We start from the raw sequence: 22,523 nt of genomic DNA, 5'->3' as shown, positions 1-22,523 counted from the left end.
TGGCCAATTCACCATTATATCTAGCATACCGATTGTAATAAAGTATCTATTTTACAATCATTTATAGTGCAAAAATTACTCACCACTTTTAGCATTGTTTAAATTATCAAAACCTAAATTGGTTGTAGCTAGCAATTTGGACAAAGCGCCGATATTACCTGCACCTTGGGTTAGCAATAAATCACCCTCTTGCAATACGTCAGGCAATACATCGGTTAATAGCTCAGGTGAAGCCACAAATATCGGTTCCACTTGACCTCTTAAACGGATAGAGCGACATAAAGCGCGTCCATCTGCACCAGGAATGACACTTTCGCCAGCGGCATAGACATCCAGTAATAGCAGTCCATCTACCTGTGACAGCACCTCGATAAAGTCATCATATAAGTCGCGAGTACGGCTGTAACGATGAGGCTGATAGGCCATCACTAAACGCTTATCTGGCCAACCTGCTCTAGCGGCTTTAATCGTTGCCAATACTTCACTTGGGTGATGACCGTAATCATCAACTAGCATCACCTTGCCATTAGCGGTATCAAACTCGCCAAGATGCTGAAAACGTCTCCCAATGCCTTCAAAGTCAGCAAGGGCTGTTACAATCGCTTCATCATCTATTTCATCTTCTGATGCCACTGCAATAGCAGCAAGCGCATTAAGTACATTGTGTTCGCCAGGTAGATTTAACACGATATCTAAATCATCACGGTTTTTACGGCGCACGCTAAATTGGCTTTGATGACCAACTTGCTTAAAGTTAAGCGCCTGTACATCTGCTTGCTCACTGAAACCGTAAGTCACAACCTGACGGCCAACTCTTGGCATAATCTCTTGGATCACTTCATCATCAATACACATCACCGCAACACCATAAAAAGGCAGGTTATGTAAAAAGTCGACAAAGGTTGTTTTCAATTTTTCAAAATCGCCGCCATAGGTATCCATATGATCAGCTTCAATATTGGTGATTACACTCACCATTGGCTGCAAATGCAGAAAGCTGGCATCACTTTCATCGGCTTCTGCAATCAAATAACGACTAGTGCCTAAACGCGCATTAGTACCAGCACTATTTAATAAGCCGCCAATCACAAATGTCGGATCGCGCTCAGCTTGGCCATAAACACTGGCAATTAAGCTAGTTGTAGTGGTTTTACCGTGCGTGCCTGCAATGGCTACACCATGGCGATAACGCATTAACTCAGCAAGCATTTCAGCACGGCGCACTATAGGAATGCGGCGCTGCTTCGCTTCAATGATTTCTGGGTTCTCGTTGTTAATAGCCGTTGACACGACCACCACATCCACATCAACCACGCTTTGCGCCTGATGGCCAATAATAATCTTAGCGCCTAAACTGGCTAACCTTTGTGTCACTGTGTTTTCAGCGATGTCAGATCCACTGATGTGGTAGCCTTCATTCACTAATACTTCTGCAATTCCACCCATACCAGCACCGCCAATACCGACGAAATGGATTTTCTTAATCCGTCGCATTTCTGGGATCATGGTGCGTAATTGGGCGTACTTTTCAGTCTTGGTCATGTCAATCCTTTCGTGCTAATTCAGCACAAATACTCGCGACTCGTTGGGTTGCATCTAATACAGCAACACTTCTGGCTTGATGTGCCATCTGTGAAACAACTTGTCGGTTTTCAGCAAAGAGGGTTAACTTCTCAGCTAAATTATCTGCATTTAATATGGTTTGCGGTAATAAAAATGCCGCTCCCGCTTCAACTAATACTGAAGCATTTTTAGTTTGGTGATCATCCACAGCATGTGGATAAGGCACCAAGATACTGCCGCGTCCTACGGCTGCCAGCTCTGATACGGTTAATGCACCAGAACGGCAAACAACCACATCTGCCCAGCGATAAGCCGCTTCCATATCATCAATAAACTCAGCTACATTGACGCTAGCAGCTTGACCTTTATCTTGATAAAGCGCTTTTACTTTCGCTTCATTGCCTTTGCCCACCTGATGCCAAACGGTCACCGAATGATGCAGGCTAATATGCGCCACAACAGCTGGCATAACATCGTTAAAAATTTTGGCGCCTAAACTGCCGCCCACCACTAATACTTTTAAGGCTTCATCTTCAGCAAATTTGGCGCTTTGTCCTAACTCAAGTAACTCTTGACGAATAGGGTTACCGACCACCTCCGCTTTAACTGCGGGCAAAAATGTATTGGGAAATGCACACAATACTTTGCTGGCAATCTTAGATAACAACTTGTTGGTCATTCCTGGGATGGCATTTTGCTCATGCAGCACCAGTGGAATGCCTGATAATTTAGCCGCAACCCCGCCAGGGCCACTGGCAAAGCCACCCATGCCTAAAATAACATCGGGCTTATATTCATTAATAAAGGCTTTTGCCTGAATGATTGAACGTAAAATTTTAAAAGGCGCGGCTAATTTTCGAATAATGCCATTGCCTCGCACCCCTTTAATATCGATAAACTCAATATCAAACCCATGCTGAGGCACTAACCTTGCCTCCATTCTGTCGGCCGTCCCTAACCAACGAACTTGCCAACCTTTATCTGCTAACGCTTTAGCTACCGCTAATGCAGGGAACACATGTCCACCTGTACCGCCCGCCATTACCAATAATTTCGGTGCGTTGGTCATATTAGGGCTCATTTTTTTACTCTCCCTTGCACCGCTTGAATCAAACTTATTCGCCGTTCATGGTCGATGCGGATCAATAACATCGCTGCCGCTGTCATCACCCACAAACTACTGCCACCATAACTAATAAAAGGTAACGTCAAGCCTTTAGTCGGTAACATACCGATACTGGCGCCAACGTTAACCACTGTTTGGAAACAAATCCAAATACCAATACCGTAGGCTAAATAACTTTCAAACGGGCGTTGAATACTCAAACATAAATTGCCCAATCGAATGGCTCTAAATGCCACAAAAAACAATACTGTTAATACACAAACAATACCTACGAAGCCTAACTCTTCACCAATCACGGCAAAGATAAAGTCGGTATGCGCTTCAGGCAGGTAAGATAATTTTTGAATACTATTACCTAAACCTTGACCGAATAAGTCACCACGGCCATAAGCCATTAATGACTGAGTCAACTGATATCCGCTACCAAATGGGTCTTCCCACGGGTCCATAAATGAGGTTACCCGCCGCATCCGGTAAGGCTCAAAAATCACCAAAAAGATAAACGAGCCAATACCAAAAAACATCAACACTAAAAAGTCTAAAATCCGTGCACCAGCAAGAAATAACAGACTTACAGTGCAGACGAACAATACCACTACGGTACCTAAATCTGGTTGCGCTAAAATCAATACTGCGAATAAGGTAAATACGATAATAGGCTTAATAAAACCCCTACTGTTCTCCCTTAATTCACCATGACGACGGACTAAATATCCCGCCATGTAAACAATAAACACAAACTTTGCGATTTCAGCCACTTGAATTCGCACCGGTCCAACACTTAACCAGCGCGTCGCGCCATTAACTGTGGTTCCGACAATCAAGACTGCAACCAGCATCAGTAACACAGCCAGCACCAAATACGCGCTATAGCGTTCCCAGGTTTTCATTTCTATATTGAGCACAGCGTAAGCAATCACGCCACAACCCATTAAATACGCCACATGACGATAAATAAAATGAAATGGGTTATCTGTCAGTTTTTGCGCTTCTGGCATTGAGGCAGACATCACCATCACAAAACCAAATGCAATCAAGCCCATTACCGCAACCAATAAACTGCGGTCATATAGCTGCTCACTAGGCCCACTCTCAGACAAGATATTAGGCCACGGCCGCTTGAGGACTTGTTGGAATAAGCTAAGTTGCTGCTCAGCCTTCGCCATCGGCAATTTGCTCCACTAATTGCTTAAAGTCATTGCCGCGTTCCATAAAGTTTTTGTACATATCAGTACTCGCACAAGCTGGTGACAACAATACGATATCGCCTGAGAACGTTATTTCTACGGCTTTATTGACCGCTGCAGCAAGATCGCTGACCTGAATACTATCAGCCTTTAAAGCTGCGATTTTTGCACCATCTTTACCAAAGGTAATTAATTGAGTGACGTTATTGAGCGACTCCCTCAGCTCTTTAAAGTCTGAGCCTTTACCGTCTCCGCCAGCAATCAGTACTAAGTCACCTAAATGATCACTTAAGCCATTTAATGCCGCTACAGTTGCACCAACATTAGTCGCCTTAGAGTCATTTATATAGGTAACGCCTTGCTTAATACCCGCCATTTCACAACGATGTTCAAGACCTTTAAAGTTGCTGGCAACCTCGGTCATAAACTTTTTATCAATACCGCAAGCATCGGTTAGTGCCATAGCAGCAAGTAAATTGGCGTGATTATGACTGCCGATTAAACTGACCTCATGCAGATTCATGATTTCACTTTCACCGTGGAAAATCTTGCCATCAGCAATCCCCCAAGCATCGCCTTCAGGTACACCTAAACCAAAGGTATTTTGGTTTGTTGGCTCATCAGGAAATGTCAGTGGGTCATCACGGTTAAACATCACAAAGCGGCTTTGTGGATATAAGCGTAACTTAGCTTCTCTATAAGCATGCAGATCATGATATCTATCCATATGATCTTCACTAATATTAAGGCAGGTTGCCGCCACACAATTTAAGCTAAAAGTGGTTTCCAGCTGAAAGCTAGATAGCTCCAATACAAAAATATCCGCATCGGTTGCCAGTAAATCTAATACAGGAATACCAATATTGCCGCCAACAGCGACCTTTTTACCGGCTGCTTTTAATATGTCGTAAACCAAGGTAGTCACAGTGGTTTTACCATTTGAGCCAGTAATCGCTACCACGCAAGGTGACTTTTCAGCAACCGCACGGGCAAACAGCTCCACATCGCCAATCACTTCAATACCCATGTCCATCGCCGCGCGAATTTCCGGCGTATCAATAGCGATGCCTGGACTGACAATAATTTGCTGCGCCTGCACTAAAGAGCGGCACATAAAGCCACCAGTAATTAGTTCAACCTCAGGGAACTCTGCTGCCAGAGTATCGCTTCCAGGCGGCGTTCTGCGGCTATCCATCACCAGTGGGGTAATACCTTGGGACATTAAGTAGCGCACAACAGAAATACCTGTTGCGCCTAATCCCAATACGATGTGTGAATAGCATGTTTGCATTGCTAACTACCTTAACTTAAGCGTTGCCAGCCCTAGCATGACTAGGAATAGTGAAATAATCCAAAAGCGCACAATCACTCTTGGCTCCGGCCAACCTTTTAATTCGTAATGGTGGTGAATAGGTGCCATTCTAAAAATCCGCTGACCGCGCAATTTATATGAACCCACCTGTAAAATCACCGACACCGTTTCCATCACAAAAACGCCGCCCATAATCACCAATAACACTTCTTGGCGGACTAACACTGCAATGGCGCCCAATCCTGCACCTAATGCTAATGAGCCTACATCACCCATAAACACTTGCGCTGGGTAGGTGTTAAACCATAAAAACCCTAAACCAGCCCCGACTATCGCGGTACATACAATCACTAGTTCACCAGCATCCGGCAAGTGTGGAATATGTAAATAACTCGCAAACTGTGCATGACCTGATAAATAGGCAATCAATGCAAATGCAGCTGCTACCATAACAGTTGGCATGATAGCTAAACCATCAAGACCATCGGTTAAGTTAACCGCGTTACTGGCACCCACTATGGTGAAGTACGCAAGGACAATATAAAGCAGTCCAAGTTGCGGCATCACATCTTTTAAAAATGGCACCACTAGCTGGGTTTCACCCGGCAGCGTTGCCGAGCTATATAAATAGATGGCTACCGCTAATGCCGCTATGGATTGCGATGCATATTTCCAGCGAGCAATCAGACCTTTAGAGTCTTTTTTTACCACTTTCAAATAATCATCTAAGAAACCAATCGCGCCAAAAGTACCTAATACAAATAGCATGACGATGACATATCGATTTGATAAATCACCCCATAATAAAACACTGACAAATATGCCTGCCAAGATCAGCAAACCACCCATTGTAGGGGTGCCACGCTTACTAAAATGTGACTCTGGGCCGTCATTTCTGACCACTTGGCCAATTTGTAATAACTGCAAACGTTCGATCAATTTAGGACCAAACCACAAGCTGAAAATAAGCCCTGTCATCAAACCTAAGATCGCTCTAAACGTTACATATGAAAAAACATTAAACCCGCTATAAAATTGGGTTAAATACTCAGCTAAATAAGCCAGCATCTACACAAACTCCCCACGCCCATTGGCATCCAACAACACTTCGACTACAGTTTCCATTGCTGCGCTTCGTGAACCTTTAACTAAAATAGTTACCTCACCCGATAACTGATTTACTTTTTTAATCATTGCCTGCGCGACGGATTTTGAATCACTAAAGTGTTCAGAACCAAAGGCTTTGCTGGTTTCAGCGCTTAGCTGTCCGCAACAAAACAAGGCATCAATACCCGCTGATTTGGCTTGTTGGCCGACCTCGGCATGCAAAAGGGCGCTATTGTCGCCCAATTCACCCAAATCTCCCAGCACTAAACATCGAAAACCTCGAGTTTGTTTTAACCAGTTAATCGCAGCGTCCACTGATGTTGGGTTGGCATTGTAACTATCATCAACCAGTAAAATACGCCCCAGCTTGTGCGGCACCATTCGCCCTTTTACTGGCGTTAGGCTTGAAAGCCCGTTAATAATATCTTTGAGGGCGACGCCTAATGCAGTACAAATGGCGCTGGCAGCTAAAGCATTACTGACCTGATGCTCTCCTGCTAAAGGAAGCTGCACAAAATGGGACTGGCCAGAAACTTCTAAATTAAAGGCATAACAACCACTTGCATCAGCTTTAAGCGCTAATGCTTTAATATCTGCATCTGTGGTGGCTACTTTAGAAAAACGCAGCTGCTTAAATGCGGCTGATTTTTGCGCCATAAACTCAGCAAAGTCATCATCGGCATTGATAATGGCGGTGCCATCTGCGCTGAGGTGGTTAAAGATTTCCGACTTGGCGTGAGCCACGCCTTCAATTGAACCAAAACCTTCTAGGTGTGCATGGCCGATATTATTTACCAGCGCCACCTGAGGCATCACCAAAGATGAAGTATAGTTAATCTCGCCTTGATGATTGGCGCCCAGTTCAAAAACGCCATATTCATGCTCTTGGGTTAATCGCAATAAGGTTAACGGTACCCCGATTTCATTATTAAAATTACCGGCGGTATAAAGCACGCTATGATGCTGGCTTAAAATAGCTGCCACCATTTCTTTTACTGTAGTTTTGCCATTTGAGCCCGTCAAAGCGATGGCTTTAGGGTTTACTTTAGCGCGCACTAACGCGCCGATTTCGCCCATGGCTATTTGGCTATTTGCCACTAAAATTTGCGGAATATCAAGCTCAAGCTGACGTTCAACCAATAAGGCTTTAGCGCCATTATCAATGGCGGTTTTTGCAAAGCTATGGCCATCAAAACGTAAGCCTTTTAACGCCACAAATAAGGTATTGGCTTGCATCGCTCGGCTATCACTGCTGACATCATCAATACAAATGTCATCGCCCACGAGCTTGCCACTAAGGGTTTGCGCCAACTGTGAAAGCATCAGGGCAATCATAAGCGCTCCTTTAATGCCATGTTAGACGTTGGCTGAGTGAGTTCGATAGCCAGTGCTCTTTCATCATATTCAGTTCTGATGCCATTGGCCTCTTGATAGGTTTCATGGCCTTTACCTGCAAGCAACACAATATCGCCTGTTTGAGCCAGTGAAGCCACGGTGTTAATTGCCTTAATGCGATCAACTTGTGTGAGTGCACGCTCAGGAAATGCCAAACCCGCTAATACATCCTCAATAATGGCCGCAGGATCTTCACTACGAGCATTGTCACTGGTGACCATCACAGTATCAGCAAACTGCTCGGCCGCTTGGGCCATTAAAGGCCGCTTGCCTTTATCTCTATCACCGCCACAACCAAAGACACACCAAAGCTTGCCTTTACAATGAATCCGCAGCGCTTTTAACGCTTGTTCGATAGCATCCGGAGTATGGGCATAATCAACTACCAAGGTGGGCCCCTTTGGCTGATTAAAGCGCTCCATGCGACCAGCAACGGGCGTTAATAGTGGCACTAATTCAAGTAACTCTTGCATGTCATAACCTTGCAAATACAAGCCACTTAGGGCTGCCACAAGGTTTGCTAAGTTAAAGTCACCCAATAAAGGCGAAACAATGCGTCCGCGTAGTGCTAAAGTCGTTTTTTGGCCGCTGTGATTATCCAGGTGTGGGTAAACAAAATCACACTGCACACCAGCATCATTGAACTGCATATTGTCAGTATAAAATTGCGCCGTTTTATTGGCGCTAATGCTAAAGCCATAGATGGAATCTGTTGTTAGCTCATCGAACCATTGCTGACCAACACCATCATCAAGATTAATCAAACCATTTTTGACGCAGGAAAAGGTGAACAGACGCTTTTTAGCTGCGCCATAAGCATCCATATCACCATGGTAATCAAGGTGATCACGACTTAAATTAGTAAAAATAGCAGTATCAAAAGGCACGGCTTCCACTCGGCCTTGCACTAAGCCATGACTGGAGACTTCAATGGCGCACACATTGACCCGTTCGGCTTGAAATTGGTGTAATTGACGGATCAAAGTAATGGCATCAGCAGTGGTATTGCCACTATCGATTAATTGACCCCAAACACCATTGCCCAATGTACCCATGACTGCAGCTTTTTGCTGTTTAAGTGATACCAATTGCGCAATAAGCTGGCTAACAGAAGTTTTACCATTAGTTCCCGTAACCCCAATAATCGCCATTGGTGAATGATTAACCGGATACAACTGCGCTGCAACAGCCGAAAGCTGCCGAGTTAATTGAAAAAACGATATCAGCACCGCGCCATTATCTTGGTATTCAACTTGACCATGTTCATCAGGGTTATCGGTATGAATTAACGCCCCCACTGCACCACTTTCAATGGCTTTACTGATAAATTTACGGCCATCAACCTTGTGGCCTGGCAAGGCGACAAATAAACCACCTTGGGATACTTGGCGGCTATCAAGGCTCAGCGTATCCACTGACTCAACGCCAGCATAATGAAACCAGGGTGCTAATAAATCACTAAGCAGCATTATTCAGCCCTCTTAGCAATGGCGGCCAATTTAACTTTTTCTTGTTCATTTAATGGTTCTACATTCAGCATCTGTAACGCACCAGACATAATTTTTGCAAATACGGGGCCTGCCACATCGCCACCGTGATAACGGTCGCCTTTGGGTTCATTAACCACAATAGAAATAGCTAAACGGGGATTATGCACTGGCGCAACCCCGGCAAACAGTGCGACATAATCATCACCGTAACCACCGGCGACAGACTTACGACTAGTACCCGTTTTACCCGCAATAGGATAACCATCAATATGGGCTTTGGTGGCGGTGCCGCCACGTTCAGTTACCCCTAGCATCATTTCCATGACATCTTGGGCGACTTGCTGTGAAATAACTTGTTCACCTTTAGGTGCTTGTTTTAGCTTTAAAATTGATACTGGATACAAGACACCGCCGCTACCTAAAGTGGCATACATTCTGGCTAATTGCAGTGGGGTGGCCGTTAAACCATAGCCATAAGATAAGGTCGCGCGTTCAAAGTCAGACCAACGACGACGATCATGGATAAGGCCGGCGCTTTCACCTGCTAAGTTAATTCCTGAATAATTACCCAAGCCCATTGACTGGTAAGTCCCCAATAATTCTTGCACGGGCATCGATAAAGAGACTTTACTGATCCCCACGTTACTAGACTTAACCAAGATTTTATCTAAGGTCATATTGCCGTAATTAACCGTATCACGCACTTGACGGCCACCAACACGCATCCAGCCTGGTGAGGTGTTAATCATATCATCACGTTCAACAGTGCCCGCTTGCAGCGCAGCTGCGACCACAAAAGGTTTTACAGTGGAGCCCGGCTCAAAAGTATCGGTTAAGGCGCGGTTGCGCATGCGGTGAGATTGTAAGTTTTCTCGAGAATTGGGGTTATATGACGGTGTATTCACCATCGCCAGTACTTCGCCGGTGTGTACATCAAGTACCACCACTGAGCCTGAAGTGGCTTGGTTTATTTCTGTGGCGCGTTTTAATTCGCGATAAGCTAGCTGCTGAATGCGTTGATCGATACTCAAGACTAAATCATTTGAGCTCTCGCCTTCTTCCACCATATCTAAACGCTGTACTACTTTACCATCGCGGGATTTACGGACTTTTTGTTTTGAAGGGGTACCAGTAAGCCAGCTATCGTAAGCACTTTCGATGCCTTCAATGCCTACATCATCAATATTAGTTAAACCCACTAGCTGGGCGGCAGTTTCACCTGCGGGATAATAGCGGCGTGATTCAGACTTTAAATAGATGCCAGCAATTTTCAGTTGCTTGATGTATTCCGCTACCGCAGGGGTCACTTGACGCTTAAGGTAAATAAAGCGCCTTTTAGGGTCGCGCTGCACCTTACTCACAATCTCATCAACTGGCTCATGTAAAATATCTGCCAGCGCTTTCCAGCGGCGCATATCTTTAAATGCATCTTTATCGTGGGAAATTTTAGGATCAGCCCACACAGCTCGTACTGGCACACTCACTGCCAGCATTTCACCATTTCTGTCGGTGATTAGGCCGCGCTGTACTTGATTACTGGTGGTGCGTAAGGTGCGCATGTCACTTTCGTGACGTAGTTTTTCAGGCTCAATAATTTGAATATAGGCGGCACGGGCAATTAACGCAGTAAACAGCAGCAGCACAAAACCCACCACAACGAATAGTCGCCATGGGATCAGTTCAGGGTTTAATTTACGTTTAGCTTGTCTGCTCATTATTCCTTTCTCATTGCAGCCTTATAACCACTTCTTCTTTAGGTAGTGGTCGCACCATTTTTAAATCTTTAGTGGCGATCCTTGTCACTCGACTGTGTTCTGACTTAGATTGCTCTTCCAGCAACAAGTTGCGCCATTCAATATCTAAACGATCACGTTCTTGTAATAGCTGATCTAATTGCGAGGTCTGTTTTCGGGTCGCATAGCTGGTATACACCACACTCATCGCATTGCCGACTACAATTAGCGTCAGCAATAATATCCACTTGTGCTGCCAAATATCGGCTAACACAATGCGGGATAAATTGATTGATGACGGTGCCAATATAACCTCAGTAATTAATAATCAAGTCGCTGCGCAACGCGCAACACCGAGCTTCTTGCTCGTGGGTTTTGTTCAATTTCGACATCAGAAGGCTTCATCGCCTTACCAATGGCTTTTAACTTTTTAGATTTATTAATTTCAGCTTCAGTGATGGGCAAGCCATGAGGTACGCTTTCACCTTGGCTATGGCGACGAATAAAGCGCTTCACCATACGATCTTCTAATGAATGGAAACTGATCACCGATAAACGCCCTTCTGGGGCCAGTACCGACACAGCACCTTCAAGGGCTTGATCAATTTGCTCTAATTCACTATTGATATAAATTCTAATCGCCTGGAACACCCGCGTTGCAGGATGCTTATTACGCTCTTTATTTTTAGTAATTCGGGCAATAAGGTCAGCTAAATCTTTGGTTCTTAAAAAGGGTTTTTCATCTCGATCAGCAGCAATACAGCGAGCGATGTGACGCGAGTTTTTCTCTTCGCCATAGGTTTTAAATACCCAAGCCATATCTTCAATTTCAGCTCTCGCTAACCACTGAGCGGCCGTTTGACCCTGGCTGTTATCCATACGCATATCCAATGGACCATCACGTAAAAAACTAAAACCACGCTCAGCATCATCTAATTGCGGTGAAGACACACCTAAATCCAATAACACGCCATTGATTTTGCCTTTCAAACCTAACTCAGTAACGTATTCGGCCAACTGACCAAAGCCACCATGCACAATTTGAAAGCGAGGATCATCGGCGAACTGTTTAGCCGCTTCAATGGCTTGCGGATCTCTATCGATGGCAATCAAGCGGCCGTTTTCACCGAGCTGACTCAGCACATGCCTTGAATGACCACCACGACCAAAGGTGCCATCAATATAGATGCCATCCGCTTGGATATTTAAACCATCAACGGTTTCTTGTAGCAGTACAGATAAATGGGCAAATTCTTGGCTCATCAGACTCTTCTTAATTAATTATTTATAATGAAAAATTAGCTAATCTTTCATGGCTAGTGAGATCTTCTGCTTGAATTAGCTGATGACTTTCGTCCATCTGCAACTGCCAAGCGGCTTCATCCCACAACTCAAACTTATTCAGCAAACCCACCAGCATGGTTTTCTTTTGCAGGCTGGCAAATTGTCTTAATGCGGGGGGAACGAGCGCACGACCATTACCATCTAACTCACATTCATGAGCGTGGCCTAATAATCTTCGTTTCATGGATCGTTCAATGTGATTGGTGTCTGACAGCTGCATTAGTTTTGCTTCTATCAGTTCCCATTCATGGATTGGATAAATCAATAAACAAGCTGATTGGATATCAACGGTGATGACGACAATGCCACTGTGCTCAACACGCAAGGATTCTCGGTATCGCATTGGTATTGCGATCCGTCCTTTTGCATCCATATTTATCGCACTGGCGCCCCGAAACACGATCATTAATCCCTATGATTTGTTATTAAAATTCCCACAAAAATCCACAATTCCCCACAACCCTTAAGTTTAGGGACACAACACAAGTATTGTCAAGGGATGAGAAGATTAATTAAATCCAGTTCTGAAGCGGGTTCGCAGCAAATTTGATTTAATTTGTTCTAGGTGGAGGAAAGTGGATTTTATGGGGCTAAATGAACGAAACCATACACATAACAACGACTCTATCGAGTAAAATGTGACTAAAATGTGCTAAAAATTGACCATTATCATCTTAAAATGACAATGCCCACTGTATCAAAGTTATATCTTGTATAATAAATATTCGCTCACGATGTGAGAAAAACCAGTTCAACAAATTTTATTGCTGCCTTGCGCTTTTAAACCTAAGCAAATTCCAAACTTTTAATATTGCCTTTACGCTAAAACATCCTCAAACAAGGATGACTGCTGGCGTCATATATTCAAACCAATAGCCGCTCAATTTACAATCAAAACGGCCGATAACAAGATATACTGAATACAGCCTTGAAGGAGGTAATAATGAACCTAGATATTCTCTATGCTGTGACTGCCAGACCGCCAAGGCAGGTTACCACGCCTAAAAAAGAGGTGAAAAAAGTCACTGACTCAGCTGTTATCAGTGCTGATAGCCATGAAGCGCCGCAAGCACAATTGCCACCAGCACCATTAACCAGAAAACAGCAGGCCCAAGCTAGCACCAGCGCTGATGCAAAGCAGGCCACTAGTGACAATACCAACTTCACACATATTGATATTGAAATTTAATCGTTTACCAGTGATTTAAAAATGCCCTTTAGCCGATGGTTTTCCTCACCGCCTTTTTCCATCCGCGATACAAATCCTGACGACAGCTATCATCCATTGCTGGTGAAAAATGCTTATCAGCCACGGCAATGTTTTGTAACTCTTCTGTAGACTGCCAAAAGTTAACCGCAAGACCTGCTAAAAAGGCTGCTCCCATGGCTGTGGTTTCAGTCACTTGCGGACGGATCACATCAACATTGCTGATGTCGGCTTGGAACTGCATTAAAAACTCATTTGCCACTGCGCCACCATCAACGCGGATTTGTTTAAGTTCGACCCCTGAGTCTTGTATCATTGCCTCGAGTAAATCCTTGCTTTGATATGCAATGGCTTCTAACGCTGCGCGAATAATATGGCTACGATTAACCCCGCGGCTAAGTCCGACAATCGCGCCTCTGGCATCCGCTTCCCAATACGGAGCGCCCAAGCCGACAAAGGCTGGTACTAAATATACCCCATTGGTGTCGTCCACTTTATTGGCAAAGTATTCAGTGTCATGAGCATCTTGGATCAAGCCCATTTCGTCCCGCAGCCATTGGATCACCGCGCCGCCCATAAATACTGCCCCTTCAAGGGCATAGTTAACCTTTAAATCAGCGCCTATAGCAATGGTGGTTAATAGGCCATGATCCGATACCACTGCCTTATCACCGGTGTTCATCAGTAAAAAACAGCCTGTGCCATAGGTATTTTTGGCCATTCCAGGTTCAAAACATAATTGACCAAATAATGCCGATTGCTGATCCCCTGCCATACCCGCCACGGTAATATCGCCACCGACAATGCTGGTTGAACCGTAGACCGCACAAGAGGGTTTCACTTCAGGTAACATCGAAGCCGGAATACCAAAGGCCGTTAATAACTTGTCATCCCACTGCTGCTGATGGATGTTAAACAACATGGTCCGTGAGGCGTTGGTGGGTTCAGTAACATGTACTTTGCCTTTTGTGAGCTTCCACACCAGCCAGGTATCTATGGTGCCAAATAACAACTCACCGGCCTCGGCCTTTTCTCTTGCACCTTCAACATTATCTAGAATCCACTTGATTTTTGAGGCGGAAAAGTACGGGTCGAGCACCAAGCCTGTGGCGGATTTAATATAAGCTTCATAACCATCGGCTTTGAGTTGCTGGCATATACTTTGGCTGCGACGACACTGCCACACAATGGCGTTATAAATCGGCTTGCCGGTTTTTTTATCCCACACTACGGTGGTTTCACGTTGGTTGGTGATGCCCATAGCGGCAACATCATCACCGCTAATACCTGCTCGAGATAGCACTTCAATCAATGATGAACTTTGAGATGACCAAATCTCCATTGGATCATGCTCGACCCAACCGGCCTGAGGATAAATCTGGGTAAACTCACGCTGCGCTACCGCAACCATGTTGGCTTTATGGTCAAATACAATGGCACGAGAGCTGGTTGTGCCTTGATCTAATGCAATAATGTATTTCTTAGCTTGCATATCACTATCTCATATTATTTATTTTAGTTTGTTCACATAAACTGAAAGTAGTGAATCAACTACCCGTTTATTTATGTGATTTATCATGCTTTACATTGCAATGCTTGTGCTGTCATCACAGTTATAAGGGTTTATTCTACCTAGACATGCTATGTCACTTTGGGGTAAAGCCAGTAAGCACCTAATAACTTAGCATATGACGATGGCTTTACTTCATACTTTGGCTTGTCAAATATAGCTGGCGTATCGATATTAGTCTTATGATTTTCAAATAACAAAAAGCCCCGCAATTGCGAGGCTTTAAATGTATTAATAATACTGTCGACTACATTTTGTAGCTAAACTGCACACCTGCTAACCACACATCGGCTTCAACATCACCGCTGTAGTTCACAGACGCTAAACCTAATAAGTCTTGAGTCTCATCAATTGGTGCATCACCAATGCCTTTGATGTAAGTGATGGCAAAATCAACCGTAAGGTTTTTACTGGCTTGATAACCCGCACCGGCACTAAACCATAAACGATCTGAATCTGGGATTGTTGTTGAACGGTATTCGTCTTGCGCAGCACCTTGATCTAGTGCCATACCGCCACGAACTAACCACTTGTCGTTAAGTTGGTATGTAGTACCGACAGCAAAGCGCCAGTTATCTTTGAAGTTTTCTTCTTTAACTAAATCAGACTCCAATGGTAAACCCGTTGTTGAGTCAATTGGCTTAGTTTCGCCAGGGAAGTATGCTACCAACTCATCAAAAACACTCCACTGAGTCCAGTTAACGCTGGCGTGCATGGCCCAGTTTTCAGTTAATTGGTGATGAGATGCAAGCTCTGCAAATGCAGGGATCTCAATCGGTAAGTAACCTTCAATACTAACATTTTGACCACCGTCATAAAGTAGCCCAGACGCATGGCCGTCCAGTTCTAGCTCTACCCCACTGTGATAAGCAAAACCTAAACGGTGCTTGTCATTAATCTGCCAGCTAGAACCAATTTTCCAACCGATGGCGATATCATCACCTTCCATGTATTTAAGACTTGTGCCAGCAGCCGGAAGCATAGGTGCTAAATCAGGCAACTGAGCTTTAATACCATCAATCCAACCTGGCATTGATGCGCCAACATTACCTTCACCGTAAACAATACGCAGACCCGCACCAATGCTAACCGCATCATTGATTTTATAGCCAATGTTTGGGTTAAATTCTACGGTGGTGATTGCAGTATCATCACCAAATATCGCTGCTGAATGAGTTGCATCCAATTCTGTCGCTAAGCCGTAATTTGAATGAAAAGCCAGGCCCCAAGTCCAGTTATCGTTTAACTGATTCGAGTAATAAAAATTTGGGATAAGCGCATCACCGGCAAAATCGATGGCGTTGCTTGGGATAACAATTGGATCAGCCCCTAATAAAGGCGATGAAATACTGGTTTCACCCAGCACATCAACATTAGGCATAATATAAATAGCACCTGCAGACAATTGGCGACCTTCAAGGTAAGTCAACATGGCAGGGTTTTTAGTTTGGGCGCCAGCATTATCCGCCATCGCAGCTTCACCAGCAAAAGCACGGCCTAAACCTGTAGAAGAATATTCAGCTAATTGAAAGCCTGCTGCACTTACTTGAGTCGTTGCCCCTAACAGCATGGCGCTTACTGCCACGGTTAATAATTTCTTTTTCATCATTTGTCCCCGGGTATGCAAATTTATTATTTGCTTAATCTCTTACATCATTAGAGCAATAGCTCAATTTGAAATCGGGGCAAGTGTACTGATGCAGAATATATTTACAACTAAATGCCTAAAAACAGAAGAAATAACTACCTTTTCGGTGTTTGCAATATTTTTAAGTGATAAGGATCACACACCAAGCGAGAAAAAAGCGTCAATTACACTAATTGATTCGCTGAAGCATATTAAAAATAGTTAACCAAAATATTTTTAATATTGATATTCAATAACTTACTAAAGAATATATAACTCACAAACCTGCGCTGAATTTTATAGTTTTTTTAACTACCGATATAAACCGCCAAATCTTATGAATAAATAAACCAATAAATACAATGTGATATATAGTAAATTATTATTGAGACACATAAAAAAGCCTTCTAGGGTTAGCTAGAAGGCTTTATTTAATACCACGTTGGTACAAGTGTAAGCTTAAATGTTAATCGCCAATGTTGAACTTACAATTGACTCGTCACTCTTACATCAGCCACGCCAAGCAGGAATATTGGCTTCATAGTCGCTAATTGCCGCAGCAAATTCCAGCGTTAAGCCGATGGCATCTAAACCATTAAGCAGCTTGTGCCTTGCTGACTCTGCCAATGAAAAGCTAAATGTACTGCCTTGTGGTGACGTTACAGTAAGAGCTTGCAAATCAACACTGATTTCAGCTCCTTCTTGAGCATCAACTTCACCCATTAATTGGCTCACTTCCGCTGCGGTTAACTTCACAGGTAATAAGCCATTGTTAATGGAGTTACCGTAAAAAATATCTGCAAAACTTGGCGCGATAATCACCCGTAGCCCAAAGTCAGCTAATGCCCACGGTGCATGTTCTCGACTTGATCCACAGCCAAAGTTTTCTTGTGCTAGCAATATAGACGCGCCTTTATAGCGCGGTAAGTTAAGTGAAAAAGTCGGGTTAGGTTGCTCGCCCGCATCATCTAAATAACGCCAATCATGAAATAAGTGCACTCCAAAACCATCACGAGTGACCTTTGATAAAAACTGCTTAGGGATAATTTGGTCGGTATCAATATTTGCGCTATCTATTGCAACCGCTAAGCCCGTATGTGCTGTAAAAGCTTGCATCTGTTTCTCCTAGTGGGTTGGCAATTAATAAGGCTTACGGATATCAACAAAGTGACCGGCAATGGCAGCAGCTGCTGCCATAGCTGGGCTCACTAAGTGAGTTCGGCTACCACGCCCTTGGCGACCTTCGAAGTTACGATTACTGGTAGATGCACAGCGATCGCCAGCCTCTAGTCGGTCATCGTTCATTGCAAGGCACATTGAGCAACCAGGCAAACGCCATTCAAAACCTGCGTCTAGGAATATCTTATCTAATCCTTCCGCTTCTGCTTGCAGCTTCACCTGTCCAGAACCTGGTACCACAATCGCGACAACACCCTCTGCCACTTTACGGTCTTTAGCATGATGGGCTGCTGCACGTAAATCTTCGATACGAGAGTTAGTACATGAACCAATGAAGACTTTGTTGATGGGAATATCAACCATGTTTGTCCCAGAAGTCAGTCCGATATATTCAAGCGCTTTTTCGATACTGCCACGCACGGTTGGATTGGACTCAGACTCAGGGCTAGGTACTTGTGCATCAATGGAAACCACTTGGCCTGGATTGGTGCCCCAGGTTAACTGAGGTGCAATATCTGCAGCTTCAAGTACCACTTCTGCATCAAAAGTTGCTTCAGCATCGGTTTTAAGTGCGGTCCAATCTGCAACTGCTTGCGTCCAAGCATCAGCTTTAGGGGCAAATTCACGCCCTTCAAGATAATCAAATGTGGTTTGATCTGGTGCTACCATGCCGGCTTTAGCACCCATTTCAATGGCCATATTACACAAGGTCATACGACCTTCCATTGATAATGCTTCAATGGCTTCACCGCAAAACTCAACTACGTAACCGGTACCGCCATCCATACCTAAACGGCCGATGATAGCCAATACGATATCTTTAGCCGTAATGCCTTCAGCAACATGTCCACGCACTTCAATTTTCATGTTTTTTGCTTTTAGCTGACGTAAAGTCTGGGTGGCTAAAACATGTTCAACTTCAGAGGTGCCAATACCAAATGCTAACGCGCCAAATGCGCCATGGGTTGCTGTATGTGAATCACCACAAACAATCACAGTGCCGGGTAAGGTAATACCCAGTTCAGGCCCCATTACATGGACAATACCTTGGTTAGGATGATGAATATCATATAGCTTTACGCCAAATTCTTTACAATTTTGCGCTAAGGTTTCCACCTGAATACGCGCCATTGGGCTCATTGCATCAAGGCTTGCACTCAAAGTTGAAATGTTATGATCCATGGTCGCAAAGGTTTTTTCAGGGGCACGTAATTTACGGCCTGCTGTTTTCAAACCGCTAAACGCTTGCGGCGAAGTCACTTCATGGACTAAATGACGGTCAACATAAATAATCGGCGCTTCTGAGTCAGGTGATGCGACAATATGTGCATCCCATACTTTTTCATATAACGTTTTTGCTGCCATTAGACACCTTCCTTAATAGCATTAGCGATATAGTCACCCATTTCACTGGTTGATTTCGCGTTATGACGCTCATCGCTACTTAATAGCTCACCAGTTAAGTAACCCGCTGACAAGGCTTTACCCACTGCGCGCTCTATCGCACTAGCGGCATCTTCAAGTTTTAAGCTATGACGCAGTAATAAGGCTGCAGATAGAATTTGCGCCACAGGGTTAGCAATGCCTTGGCCTGCGATATCAGGTGCACTACCACCAGCAGGTTCATACATACCAAAACCGCTGCTGTTAAGGCTTGCTGAAGATAATAGCCCCATTGAGCCGGTTAACATGGCAATTTCATCTGACACTATGTCACCAAATAGGTTCGAACACAGCATCACATCAAATTCATTTGGACGACGTAATAACTGCATGGTCGCGTTGTCGATGTAGATATGTTCAAGTTCTACATCAGCGTAGTCTTTAGCCACCTCTTCAACCACTTCACGCCATAACACTGAACAGGCTAATACGTTAGCTTTATCCACTGAAGTGACTTTTTTACTGCGACCTTGAGCCGACTGAAAAGCAATATGGGCAATACGTTCGATTTCACGGCGGCTATAGCGCATGGTATCAAAGGCTTCTTCATCCTGGCCTTCGCCTTGACGACCCTTTGGCTTACCAAAGTAAATGCCGCCAGTTAATTCACGTACACACAACACATCAAAGCCACGCGAAGAAATATCACTTCGCAATGGTGACATATGTTCAAGCCCTGCGTGTAATTTTGCCGGACGTAAATTACAAAACAGTTCAAAGTGACCACGTAGCGGTAATAATGCGCCACGCTCTGGCTGATCATTGGGGGCTAAGTTTTCCCACTTAGGCCCGCCAACACTGCCGAATAAAATGGCATCTGAGGCTTCACAGCCTTTTAAGGTTGCATCAGGCAGCGGGCAACCATGGTTATCAATGGCAATACCACCCACATCGTACTCAGCATATTCAATGTCGAGAGCAAATCGGGCTTCAACTTCATTAAGCACTTTACGTGCCTCAGCCATGACTTCTGGCCCAATACCATCTCCGGCCAATACAGCTATTTGATAACTCATACTCCACCTAACTCCCTTTCTTTATGAATCTGTTGTTTAAAATCAGCCACTTTATCGGCGCGATAGGTTAAGTTCATTACATGAACTAACGCTTGAGCCGATGACTCGACAACATCTGTTGCCAAGCCGACACCATGGAATGTTTGCTGATTGTATTCAGCTGTAATATCCACTTGGCCTAAGGCGTTTTGCCCTTCGCCTTTAGCGCTTAATTTGTAATTAGTAATATTGATGCTGCGACCAGTTGCACGGGCAATAGCATTGTATGCCGCATCGACTGGGCCATTACCGGTTGCCGCTTCGGTTATTTCTTTGTCATCAACCACTATACGCACCGTGGCAGTGGCTACACCTTCAGTTGAATCTGAGTGCACCATTAAATGTTGCAGTGAGTACTTATCATCATCTTGAGATTGCGCTTCGATAAACACTAAGGCTTCAAGATCATAATCAAATACCTGGCCTTTTTTATCTGCCAATTTCAAAAACTGATCGTAAAGACTATCCATATCATAATCGGTTTCTTTATAGCCCATTTCTTCCATGCGGTGCTTAATCACGTGGCGACCTGAGCGCGAAGTCATATTCAAGTTATTACGATTAAGGCCAATGCTTTCAGGCGTCATGATCTCATAGGTATTTTTAGCTTTTAGCATGCCATCTTGGTGAATACCCGATGAATGCGAAAATGCATTAGTCCCCACTACCGCTTTATTAGCCTGAATCGGCATATTACATAGCTGGCTTACAAGGGATGAAGTGCGGTGAATTTCTTTGGCATTAATGTTGTTTTCAAGCCCGAGTAAATTCTTGCGGGTTGCCAAAATCATCGCTATTTCTTCTAATGAACAATTACCAGCGCGCTCACCAATACCATTAACCGTACATTCAATCTGGCGAGCACCATGCTCAACAGCAGTAATTGAGTTCGCTACCGATAAACCTAAATCATCATGACAATGCACCGAAATCACCGCTTGATCGATATTCGGCACTCGGTTAAATAAGGTTTGAATAATGCCGCCAAACTCACTTGGGACGGTGTAACCCACGGTATCTGGGATATTAATGGTTCTAGCACCCGCTTTAATAGCTTCTTCTACCATACGGCAAAGGTTATCAATGGGGGTACGCCCAGCATCTTCACAAGAGAACTCAACATCGTCAGTAAAGCGGCGGGCATATTTAACCGCACTCACTGCCATTTCTAATACGTCATCAAATGAACGCTTTAATTTGCTTTCAACGTGAATGGTTGAGGTTGAAATAAAGGTATGAATTCGAAACTGATCAGCAACAGATAATGCTTGCGCTGCGGCATCGATATCTTTTTCTAATGCACGAGATAAGGCACACACTCGGCTATTTTTAATGGTTTTTGCAATGGTTTGCACTGACTGAAAATCACCAGGCGATGACACAGGAAAGCCCACTTCCATAACATCAACACCTAAACGCTCAAGAGCCAATGCAATTTGCAGCTTTTCTTTAACCGTTAAACTGGCTGCTAACGCCTGCTCGCCGTCTCTTAATGTGGTATCAAATATTATGACTCTATCGGACATCTTTTTCTCCATCGAACCTGGTTATTCACGTTAAAGTTTGTTCGCTTTGCTAATGGATTTGAGTGCTTTGCTCATTTAGTTCATTAGACTTTTTGTTTGTTATATAAATCAATCAGAGGCAGAAACAAAAAACCCCGCGGCTATTAGCGCGGGGTTTGTGAATACTAGTAAACTTATTTAGCTTGTAACACAAAGGACTCCGCGCAAATATTGCGTAAGAGAAGAAGGAGACCCAGTAAAATGTTACCACTATAAATATTCATTTTATTTAACTAATTATTCTGCGATTAATTTATCTATACCCACTTTTTATCCTGACCAGCTGGCTGTGTCAACCCCAATTTATTCATCTTTTGTGCAACACTGCAGCTTAAAAGCCTGATTTACTCATCGCTTTTAAGCACAAATAAATCCCCACATGCCCGTACACTGCTGTTTACACGTAATTTATCGTTTATTTTTGACTTTATTAATATGCAAAAAAATGGATTTGAAATTTCTAATATTAATCTGTTTAAAGGAAGGCTTTAGTTATATCTAAGCACAAAGAAGCTTAGCTCTTTACGAGGCTAAGCGAGGAAGATAAACCATGACATGCTTGTTTTAAAATGCAAACAGACTAGGGCAATCAAAGCCATCAAATGATTAGGTAGGAGTGT

Annotated in this window: 18 protein-coding genes; 1 reads left to right on the top strand and 17 read right to left on the bottom strand. The window is 43.9% G+C overall.

Annotated features, from left to right (window positions below; translation table 11 throughout):
* Positions 1-75: 75 nt before the first annotated feature.
* From murC to mraZ, 11 genes are read right to left on the bottom strand one after another with little or no spacing between them, the layout of a single operon-like run.
* Positions 76-1,542, bottom strand: coding sequence for a UDP-N-acetylmuramate--L-alanine ligase (gene murC / locus Q4533_RS05740; RefSeq protein WP_303502261.1), 1,467 nt, complete (start codon positions 1,540-1,542; stop codon positions 76-78).
* 1 nt (position 1,543) lies between these two features.
* A complete protein-coding gene (gene murG, locus Q4533_RS05735) occupies positions 1,544-2,632 on the bottom strand; it encodes an undecaprenyldiphospho-muramoylpentapeptide beta-N-acetylglucosaminyltransferase (protein ID WP_102440225.1) in 1,089 nt (362 codons plus the stop codon).
* Positions 2,633-2,640: 8 nt separating this feature from the next.
* Positions 2,641-3,855: a cell division protein FtsW gene (gene ftsW / locus Q4533_RS05730; protein ID WP_102440216.1), complete on the bottom strand. Its 1,215-nt coding sequence runs from the start codon at positions 3,853-3,855 to the stop codon at positions 2,641-2,643.
* Complete coding sequence (gene murD / locus Q4533_RS05725) at positions 3,842-5,167, bottom strand: UDP-N-acetylmuramoyl-L-alanine--D-glutamate ligase (RefSeq protein ID WP_102440215.1); 1,326 nt, start codon at positions 5,165-5,167, stop codon at positions 3,842-3,844. Before murD ends, ftsW begins: the two co-directional genes overlap by 14 nt.
* 6 nt (positions 5,168-5,173) lie before the next feature.
* Entirely contained in the window at positions 5,174-6,256 is a 1,083-nt protein-coding gene (mraY, locus tag Q4533_RS05720; RefSeq protein ID WP_102440214.1) for a phospho-N-acetylmuramoyl-pentapeptide-transferase, read from the bottom strand.
* A complete protein-coding gene (gene murF, locus Q4533_RS05715) occupies positions 6,257-7,630 on the bottom strand; it encodes a UDP-N-acetylmuramoyl-tripeptide--D-alanyl-D-alanine ligase (RefSeq protein WP_102476550.1) in 1,374 nt (457 codons plus the stop codon). It lies immediately after the preceding gene.
* Positions 7,627-9,162, bottom strand: a complete 1,536-nt coding sequence (gene murE / locus Q4533_RS05710) for a UDP-N-acetylmuramoyl-L-alanyl-D-glutamate--2,6-diaminopimelate ligase (protein WP_102476551.1) — start codon at positions 9,160-9,162, stop codon at positions 7,627-7,629. The genes murF and murE overlap by 4 nt, the downstream gene beginning before the upstream one ends.
* On the bottom strand, positions 9,159-10,895 hold the full coding sequence (locus tag Q4533_RS05705; RefSeq protein WP_102440211.1) for a penicillin-binding protein 2: 1,737 nt from the start codon (positions 10,893-10,895) through the stop codon (positions 9,159-9,161). The genes murE and Q4533_RS05705 overlap by 4 nt, the downstream gene beginning before the upstream one ends.
* Before the next feature lie 10 nt (positions 10,896-10,905).
* Positions 10,906-11,220: a cell division protein FtsL gene (gene ftsL, locus Q4533_RS05700; RefSeq protein ID WP_102440210.1), complete on the bottom strand. Its 315-nt coding sequence runs from the start codon at positions 11,218-11,220 to the stop codon at positions 10,906-10,908.
* Positions 11,221-11,234: 14 nt separating this feature from the next.
* Entirely contained in the window at positions 11,235-12,176 is a 942-nt protein-coding gene (gene rsmH, locus Q4533_RS05695; RefSeq protein ID WP_102440209.1) for a 16S rRNA (cytosine(1402)-N(4))-methyltransferase RsmH, read from the bottom strand.
* A 22-nt stretch (positions 12,177-12,198) separates the two neighbouring features.
* On the bottom strand, positions 12,199-12,657 hold the full coding sequence (gene mraZ / locus Q4533_RS05690) for a division/cell wall cluster transcriptional repressor MraZ (RefSeq protein ID WP_102440224.1): 459 nt from the start codon (positions 12,655-12,657) through the stop codon (positions 12,199-12,201).
* 543 nt (positions 12,658-13,200) lie between these two features.
* Between mraZ and Q4533_RS05685 the strand changes: the two genes are divergently transcribed.
* Positions 13,201-13,446, top strand: a complete 246-nt coding sequence (locus Q4533_RS05685; RefSeq protein WP_303412500.1) for a hypothetical protein — start codon at positions 13,201-13,203, stop codon at positions 13,444-13,446.
* Positions 13,447-13,474: 28 nt separating this feature from the next.
* Here Q4533_RS05685 and glpK read toward each other — a convergent pair whose 3' ends face one another.
* The 6 genes from glpK to leuA form a co-directional block, all read right to left on the bottom strand.
* The gene (gene glpK, locus Q4533_RS05680; protein ID WP_102440207.1) at positions 13,475-14,956 is read right to left on the bottom strand and encodes a glycerol kinase GlpK; all 1,482 of its coding nucleotides are present in this window, start codon (positions 14,954-14,956) and stop codon (positions 13,475-13,477) included.
* 325 nt (positions 14,957-15,281) lie between these two features.
* Positions 15,282-16,640: an outer membrane protein transport protein gene (locus Q4533_RS05675; protein ID WP_102476553.1), complete on the bottom strand. Its 1,359-nt coding sequence runs from the start codon at positions 16,638-16,640 to the stop codon at positions 15,282-15,284.
* A gap of 531 nt (positions 16,641-17,171) precedes the next feature.
* Positions 17,172-17,777 (bottom strand): 3-isopropylmalate dehydratase small subunit, encoded by a 606-nt coding sequence (leuD, locus tag Q4533_RS05670; RefSeq protein WP_303502252.1) that lies wholly within the window; start codon positions 17,775-17,777, stop codon positions 17,172-17,174.
* 24 nt (positions 17,778-17,801) lie between these two features.
* On the bottom strand, positions 17,802-19,205 hold the full coding sequence (leuC, locus tag Q4533_RS05665) for a 3-isopropylmalate dehydratase large subunit (protein WP_303502251.1): 1,404 nt from the start codon (positions 19,203-19,205) through the stop codon (positions 17,802-17,804).
* The gene (gene leuB, locus Q4533_RS05660) at positions 19,205-20,299 is read right to left on the bottom strand and encodes a 3-isopropylmalate dehydrogenase (RefSeq protein WP_303502249.1); all 1,095 of its coding nucleotides are present in this window, start codon (positions 20,297-20,299) and stop codon (positions 19,205-19,207) included. Before leuB ends, leuC begins: the two co-directional genes overlap by 1 nt.
* Positions 20,296-21,864, bottom strand: coding sequence for a 2-isopropylmalate synthase (gene leuA, locus Q4533_RS05655; protein ID WP_102440202.1), 1,569 nt, complete (start codon positions 21,862-21,864; stop codon positions 20,296-20,298). Before leuA ends, leuB begins: the two co-directional genes overlap by 4 nt.
* Positions 21,865-22,523: the final 659 nt, after the last annotated feature.

The organism is Shewanella sp. 6_MG-2023, from assembly GCF_030547195.1.
Lineage (GTDB): Bacteria > Pseudomonadota > Gammaproteobacteria > Enterobacterales > Shewanellaceae > Shewanella.
Note: the sequence above shows the minus strand (reverse complement) of the source record. Positions and strands in the feature narration are given on the sequence as shown.